Below are 2,973 nucleotides of genomic sequence, written 5' to 3'. Positions count from 1 at the left end.
ACGTCGCCGCCGTCGGCGTACCCGTCCGCACCGGCGTCCGCGTCGGAGCCGGCGTCGCCGTCCGCCGCCGCGTCACCCGAGTCGGACAGGTCGAACAGGCTGTCGGCGATCGCCGTGCCGACGAACGCCCCGGCCACGCTGGCGAGCAGCGAGCCCGCGATCATGCCGCCCATCCCCACGCCGCCGCCGAACCCGCCGCCGACCCCGCCGGCCCGGCCGAACGACCGCTCGAGCGTGCCCGGCTGCCGCAGCTCGGCGCGGGTGGCCATCCGGGCGAGCGAGCGCGGGTCGTCGTCGGTGGCGCGCTCGGCGGGCGGCACCTCGGCGGCGAGGCCGTCGAGCACCTGCCGGCGCTGCTCGGGCGTCAGCTGCGCGAACGCCTCGGCGTGCGCCTGCTCGATCGCGTCCGGCGGGGCGGTCCGCAGCAGGTAGCGGTAGCGCTCGATCGCGGCCTGGTCCGGGTCGGAGGGCTGCTGCCCGTACCCCGGGCGCTGCCCGTACGGCTGCTGCCCGTACGCCGGCTGGCCGTACGGCTGCTGCTGCCGGGGCTCGCGGCCCAGCAGACGGTCCAGGAAGCCCATGATCGTCCCCTCTCGTCGTGGTACCCGGGTCGAACGCCCCGGCCCGCACGGCGGTTCCCGCAGCGCCGCCCGGGTCCCCACCGGATCGTCGCGCGCCCACCCGAGCGATCGTGGTCGTCCGCGACAATCCGGTGGGAATCCGGACCGCCCGCTGCCTAGGCTCCCAGGATGGCTGACGACGACGACGCGCGCGCGGGCTCCCGGCCCGCGCCCGCCGACCCGGACCCGCAGCGGTTCCTGGTGCGCGGGCGGATCGAGAACCTGCCCAGGCGCCGGGCGGACCGCGACCTCGTGCTGCGGTGGGTCGCGCAGGGGGCGCTGCCCCTGGAGGAGCCGGTCGGCGAGCGGGTGCTCACCGACCGGCTCGCGGAGCTCGCCCGGGACCCGGTGGGACTGCGCCGGGAGCTCGTCGAGGCCGGCCTGGTCACCCGCACCCGCGACGGCGCGGAGTACTGGCGGACCCGCGTGACGGAGTTCGACCCGGTCTGACGGGCACCCGCGGCGTCAGGACAGCGCGGCGAACGCGTCCGCGACGGTCTCGTGCGGCGGCAGCACCCGGATCATCGTCGTCAGGGTGAGCACGTCGAGCACCTGCCCGGTCGGCCGGGCGATCGTGAGGTCGCCGCCCGCGGTGCGCGTCGCGCGGAGCCCGGCGATCAGCGCGCCGAGGCCCGAGGAGTCCAGGAACGTCGTCTCCTCCAGGTCGACGACGATCTTGGTCCGCCCCTGCTCGACCAGGTCGGCGACGACCGTGCGCAGCTCGGGGGCGTCGCCCGCGGTGAGCCGCCCCCGGGGCCGCAGGACCACCACGGGCCCACCGATCCGCTGCACCGCGATCTCCACGTCCGTCCCTTCCGCCGCGCGCACCGGCGTGCGCCGGACCGCCCCAGCCTAGGCAACCGCGCGGGCCTGTGCGGCACGCGTCCAGGTGCTGTGACCCCCCCGGCGCTCAGGCGTCCGGGCGGACGTGGGCCTCGTGCCGGGGGAGGTCGTCGTCGCCCAGGTCGGTCCGCCAGGCGCCCACCACCCGCAGCCCCGCCACGTCGAGGTGCGGCGCGATGATCTCGGCGAGCGGGGTCGGCCAGTCGGGGGCGCTCAGCCGCTCCCGACCCAGCGGCTCGCCGTCGCCGTCCCGGACCGTCAGCGTCCACACCAGGTCGCCGTCCCCCGACGGGTCGGGCGAGTGGACGGCCACCGTCACCGCCCGCGCGAGCGTCGTGTCGTCGAGCGCCGCCAGGCGCGGCAGGTCCGAGTGGTGCGGCATCGTCGCCTCCCCGTCCGATGACCGCATCATGCGCGCGGGGCCTCGCGGCCGCTCCGCCGCCGCGCCGGAACATCTGGGAGCATGGCCGGGGCGGCCCGGCGGTTCGTCCGCCACCCGAACCACCTGGGGGACTGCTTGACCGGCTCTGCGCTCCGGGTCGTCGTGCTGGACGACGACCCCGACGTCGCCGCGTACACCGGCACCGTGCTCGAGCGGCGGGCGGGCTGCGAGGTGGTCGTGCTGCACGACGCCGCGGACATCGCCGGCACGCTCGCGCGGTTCGACCCGGACGTGGTGGTCACGGACATCGAGATGCCCGGCATGTCGGGCCTGGAGCTCGCGGGCGTCCTGCGCGAGCAGGCCCCGGACGTGGGCGTCGTGGTGATGACCGCGCACGTGTCCGTCGAGTACGCGGTGGGCGCCCTGCGGCAGCGCGCCGACGAGTTCCTGACGAAGCCGGTCGTCGCCGCCCAGCTCGTGGAGGTCGTGCGCCGGCTGGGGGAGCGGCGCCGTGCGGCGCTCGCGGCGCGGCCGGTGGTGCTCGCGGTGGGGGCGCACCCCGACGACGTCGAGATCGGCGCGGGCGGGATCCTCGCGGCGCACCGGGCGGCGGGCGACCCGGTCGTGATCCTCACGCTGTCCCGCGGCGCGCGCGGCGGGGACGTCGCGCACCGGCAGGGCGAGTCGCTCGCCGCGGCCGCGGTGATCGGCGCGCGGCTGGTCCTCGAGGACCTGGCGGACACCCAGGTCCCGGTCGCCGGGCCGACGCTGGAGATCGTCGAGCGGGTGGTCGAGGAGGTGCGTCCGGCGGTCGTCTACACGCACAGCACGAACGACCGGCACCAGGACCACCGCGCCGTGCACGCCGCGACGATGGTCGCGACCCGCGCGATCGGCATGGTGGCCTGCTTCCAGAGCCCGTCCGCCACCGTCGACTTCCGGCCGAACCGGTTCGTGACGATCGACGGCCACCTGGACACCAAGCTGGCGATGCTCGCGTGCTTCGCGTCCCAGGCGGGCATCCGCGAGTACCTGGAGCCGGACTTCGTGCGCGCGACCGCGCGGTACTGGTCCCGGTTCGGCACCGGGCGCACCGTCGAGCCGCTGGAGATCGTCCGGGACACCGGC

5 protein-coding genes are annotated in these 2,973 nt (G+C 76.8%); 2 read left to right on the top strand and 3 right to left on the bottom strand.

Annotation, left to right across the window (positions count from 1 at the left end; all coding sequences use genetic code 11):
* A partial coding sequence (locus G6556_RS18095; protein WP_166944438.1) for a hypothetical protein occupies positions 1-581 on the bottom strand: 581 nt, incomplete at its 3' end.
* A 168-nt stretch (positions 582-749) separates the two neighbouring features.
* On the opposite strand from G6556_RS18095, the gene G6556_RS18090 reads away from it, so the two are divergent.
* Complete coding sequence (locus G6556_RS18090) at positions 750-1,070, top strand: DUF2087 domain-containing protein (RefSeq protein ID WP_166944436.1); 321 nt, start codon at positions 750-752, stop codon at positions 1,068-1,070.
* A gap of 15 nt (positions 1,071-1,085) precedes the next feature.
* On the opposite strand, the gene G6556_RS18085 is transcribed toward G6556_RS18090, so the two are convergent.
* A complete protein-coding gene (locus G6556_RS18085; protein WP_166944434.1) occupies positions 1,086-1,424 on the bottom strand; it encodes an STAS domain-containing protein in 339 nt (112 codons plus the stop codon).
* 106 nt (positions 1,425-1,530) lie between these two features.
* On the bottom strand, positions 1,531-1,845 hold the full coding sequence (locus tag G6556_RS18080) for a hypothetical protein (RefSeq protein WP_166944432.1): 315 nt from the start codon (positions 1,843-1,845) through the stop codon (positions 1,531-1,533).
* A gap of 135 nt (positions 1,846-1,980) precedes the next feature.
* Here G6556_RS18080 and G6556_RS18075 point away from each other — a divergent pair.
* Positions 1,981-2,973, top strand: a 993-nt coding sequence (locus G6556_RS18075) for a response regulator (protein ID WP_240934712.1), incomplete at its 3' end; no start/stop codon positions are given.

The sequence above is a fragment of the Cellulomonas sp. IC4_254 genome (assembly GCF_011603975.1).
In the GTDB taxonomy this organism is placed as follows: domain Bacteria; phylum Actinomycetota; class Actinomycetes; order Actinomycetales; family Cellulomonadaceae; genus Cellulomonas.
Note: the sequence above shows the minus strand (reverse complement) of the source record. Positions and strands in the feature narration are given on the sequence as shown.